5 protein-coding genes are annotated in these 3,319 nt (G+C 58.5%); all 5 read left to right on the top strand.

Annotated features, from left to right (window positions below; all coding sequences use genetic code 11):
* Nucleotides 1-145: 145 nt before the first annotated feature.
* Nucleotides 146-493: a hypothetical protein gene (locus JMV16_RS19795; RefSeq protein ID WP_201496041.1), complete on the top strand. Its 348-nt coding sequence runs from the start codon at nucleotides 146-148 to the stop codon at nucleotides 491-493.
* Nucleotides 494-920: 427 nt separating this feature from the next.
* Nucleotides 921-1,307, top strand: a complete 387-nt coding sequence (locus tag JMV16_RS19790; protein ID WP_201496040.1) for a GNAT family N-acetyltransferase — start codon at nucleotides 921-923, stop codon at nucleotides 1,305-1,307.
* Nucleotides 1,308-1,495: 188 nt separating this feature from the next.
* Nucleotides 1,496-1,810, top strand: coding sequence for a PDZ domain-containing protein (locus JMV16_RS19785; RefSeq protein WP_201494844.1), 315 nt, complete (start codon nucleotides 1,496-1,498; stop codon nucleotides 1,808-1,810).
* A gap of 190 nt (nucleotides 1,811-2,000) precedes the next feature.
* The gene (locus tag JMV16_RS19780) at nucleotides 2,001-2,468 is read left to right on the top strand and encodes a hypothetical protein (RefSeq protein WP_201496039.1); all 468 of its coding nucleotides are present in this window, start codon (nucleotides 2,001-2,003) and stop codon (nucleotides 2,466-2,468) included.
* 676 nt (nucleotides 2,469-3,144) lie between these two features.
* A partial coding sequence (locus JMV16_RS24630) for an AAA family ATPase (RefSeq protein WP_201496038.1) occupies nucleotides 3,145-3,319 on the top strand: 175 nt, incomplete at its 3' end.

Raw genomic sequence — 3,319 nt, 5'->3', positions numbered from 1 at the left:
TAACCCCTCGCTCAAGCGGAGCGCCAACGGCAGGCCACCAGGCCCGGGCCGGTGGTACTCTGTACATTTTCACCGGCCCGGGCCTGGCGGCCTGCCGTCGTCGCCCGCTTAGCTCGAACGTTAGGCCGCACGACCGACATCAGCGATGACTCCGCCTCAGTCGAAGACGAACCAGCGCTCATTACCCGGCGCCCCATGGCCTCGTCTCGTTCTGTCGCGCACCGTTGTGTGGCCGGTCGTACTGGCGTCGTATGCCGCACTGTCAGTAGCCCTGATTCACTGGCTTACCGATACCTGGTCCGGCGCAGCATCGTTGGGCATCGGCTTTGCCATCTTCCTCGGTGCCCCCGCTTCCGCCGGCTACGCGGGCCATCTTTGGTGGAAGTACCCCATGCAGGGCTTCATCAAACTTGAGGCCGCGATCTGTGCTGCCCTTCCCGTGAGCATCGTGCTTCTGTGGGCTCTGGTTACCTACGTTGGGCGCATTCAATAGTTGTATGCCGGGCCATCCAACTTTTGCTTTCACGGTTAGCTGCAAGCGGCGAAGCGCGGTGCGGCCTAACCCCTCGTTCAACCGGACCCGCTACGGCAGGCACCGTAAGGCCGGGCTGAGGCACATGGTGCATCATCTCAGCCCGGCCTTACGGTGCCTGCCTCCGCGGGCCGGTTAACTCGAACGTTAGGCCTCACAGGAACCGGTTGTGGCGCACCACCATTTTCAACAGCCAAGCAGCCCTTGCCCCTGCACTGAAGTGCATGCCACTAAGGGTCAACCCGCATTGGCACCTATGGCAATATCCGGGTGCATGCACCCAGTTCTTGCCATAGGCACCAGGATCGCTATGCTGTCTAAAACACGTTAGGCGTCGAAGGCAACCACCGTGACACTCCCAGTTTCCACAGAAGTTCGGCTCGGCAACTTGAGCGACCAAGCCACCATTGCTGAGATTGATGAATTCGGTGGAGACCGACTTGCTGAAATCGAAGCCAAGTGCCTTTTCGTGGCAACTCATCAAGGTGTCATCGTTGGCTACGCTAGCTACGAACCTCGGGGTCTTCTTGGGCAACCACTTCTCACCTATTTGTGCGTCAGCAAGCAACACAGAAGGCAGGGAGTCGCTACCTCCCTTGTCAGGCATGTACAAAGCGTTGCGAAGGGTAGGAAGCTCATCTCATCCACGGAGGACTGGTGTGTTGGTACGCAGCGGATCTTCGAGCGCCTGGGTTGGGCACCTGTCGGTACCATCGCCCACGTCAACAAGGATGGTTCTACTGAGCTGTTCTATGCCGTTGCGATCGACGCCTAACCCCTCGCTCAAGCGGAGCGCCAACGGCAGGCCACCAGGCCCGGCCTGGTGGTACGCGGTACATTTTCACCAGTCCGGGCCTGGCGTCCTGCCGTCGTCGCCCGCTTAGCTCGAACGTTAGGCTTCACAAGATGCCCTCCTACCCAACTCGTCGCGTAGCTCTAACTCTGATGGCATTTGCTCCCACAATGGTAGCCGTCGCAGAGGAATCCAGAGGTAAATTTGGACTCACAGTTGAAGTCGATTCAGATGGAGTATTCAATCCCACGCTCAAGAGTGTACTTATCCAAAGCGTTCAATCTGGTATGCCCGCTGCTCTCGCCGGCATTGTTGCCGGAGATTCAATTCTTGAAGTTGAAGGCAGCAAGGTTGCAGGAGCCAAGGCATCCACGATGGCAGACAGAATGAACAAGAAGCCAGGGGAAAAAGTAACCTTAAAGCTTCGTCGGGCAAGCGGAGAAGCATACGAAGTAACGCTGGTAGCAGTACCACCGAGGCACTGAATCGTCACACCACCAAGTGAAGCCTAACCCCTCGCTCAAGCGGAGCACCAACGGCAGGCCACCAAGCCCGGGCCGGTGGTACGCGGTACATTTTCACCGGCCCGGTCTTGGCGTCCTACCGTCGGCGCCCGCTTAGCTCGAACGTTAGGCCGCAGAATCCGCCCACCTACCTTTCGAGGATTTGATACGCATGCAAGCACTTCCAAAACGCATCCGCAGCGAGACAGAACTATCGTCATTGCCCGTGAAGGTTGGAAGTATCCTGGAGCAGGCTGTATTTGAAGCAATGCTTGACCCGTCCTCACTGCACGGAATTCAGAAAGTGTACAAGTGCAATGGCCTGTGGGCGGACGGGTACTTTGTCAAGAGCGACGGAACAAGAGTACCTTTCGAAATCAAGACCACACTTGGATGGCAGCAGTTAGCGACCGGCGTCTTTCAAATCCTTTCCCTGAACCAAGTCAAACCACTCCACGCTATCGAAGGCTGGCTCATCTATGAACGAGTGTCCGCTGCATGGGAAGAGAAGAACACTGCGAACCCTCTACAAGAAGCGTGGTACTGCTTATCCGAGATCCACGCGCACTTGCCCATCAAGCTCTGTCAGTTTGTGCCTGGAAAAGGCCTTGTCGTTCATAGTGCGCCCACTGCGGCCTAACCCCTCGCTCAAGCGGAGCGCCAACGGCAGGCCACCAGGCCCGGGCCGGTGGTACGCGGTACATTTTCACCGGCCCGGGCCTGGCGTCCATCCGTCGTCGCCCGCTTAGCTCGAACGTTAGGCCACGCAAATACACTCACCTCGGCAGCTTTCACGACCTCCACCAGCCGCACTAATTGCATCCCCTCATCAGCATCACTGCGGCTCAGAAGGCGACCAAATTCCGCGAGCAAAGGCCTCGTCTCCAAGCTTCACGAGTATTTACGCTGTAGCCCACATCACAAGTGAAAATCAGCCCCGACGTCCACAACTACGCCGAGAATCTCATCGTCCAGCTCTTTGGCGTCGCCGCCTGCGCCTCGCCAGCGCAGCACCGACGAAGGATACCCAGCCTGGCCAGCATTCGCAGCTCAGAAACGTTGGCGTCCTCGTGCTGGGCGCCTGAACCACGCAGAGGCTGGTCGCCGTGGCAGTGCCACCAAGTCAGCTCAAGACAAGGCGTGCATCAGTGGCCGTCAAAAGCGTGGCCTAACACGTCGCTCAAGCTGAGCACCAACGGCAAAACACCAGGCCCCGGCCACAGGTACGCTGTACATTTTCTGTGGCCGGGGCCTGGCGTTTCACCGTCGGTGCCAGCTTAGCTCCCACGTTAGGCGTCGTAATCCACCACTTTGCCATGCGTCGCATAGTAATAACCGGCGGCCCCGGCGCCGGGAAGACAACTCTACTCGCAGAACTCGCCACCAGAGGCTACGAAACGGTGTCCGAATCAGCGCGTGAAGTCATCACGGAACGCTTGGCGAGGGGCCTGCCCCCACGACCCGATCCGGCTACTTTTGCAAGAGAGATCC

Source organism: Rubrivivax sp. A210 (genome assembly GCF_904426505.1).
GTDB lineage: Bacteria > Pseudomonadota > Gammaproteobacteria > Burkholderiales > Burkholderiaceae_C > Rubrivivax.
This window is presented reverse-complemented; position numbering and strand designations above follow the sequence as displayed.

What these genes read in the sequence shown, in the direction of transcription:
- JMV16_RS19795 (WP_201496041.1), top strand. Translation starts at nt 146, where the DNA reads ATGACTCCGCCTCAGTCGAAGACGAACCAGCGCTCATTACCCGGCGCC.
- JMV16_RS19785 (WP_201494844.1), top strand. Translation starts at nt 1,496, where the DNA reads ATGGTAGCCGTCGCAGAGGAATCCAGAGGTAAATTTGGACTCACAGTT.
- JMV16_RS19780 (WP_201496039.1), top strand. Translation starts at nt 2,001, where the DNA reads ATGCAAGCACTTCCAAAACGCATCCGCAGCGAGACAGAACTATCGTCA.